Below are 291 nucleotides of genomic sequence, written 5' to 3' on the forward strand. Positions count from 1 at the left end.
GGGTCCGCTGCGCGGGGCTGTGGGTGCGGTGACGGGCCTCCGGGGCCTGGTGTGTGGACTGCTGCGCTTTACGTCCACACACCAGGCCCCTCCGGCCCGTCCCCTCCCGTGGGTGGGTGGGAAAAAGCTGGGTGGGGGCGGGCGTTCACGGCTGGGTTCCGTGTGACTCAGGGGGTGCACCGGACCACCCACGTGCACCCCCACCGAAGTTTCTCCCATCCCTCAACGGGAGGGGACGGGCCGGAGCGGGTGGGTGTCCGGACGTAAAGCGCAGCAGTCCGGACACCCACC

The organism is Streptomyces sp. NPDC048434 (genome assembly GCF_043200375.1).
Taxonomy (GTDB): Bacteria; Actinomycetota; Actinomycetes; order Streptomycetales; family Streptomycetaceae; genus Streptomyces.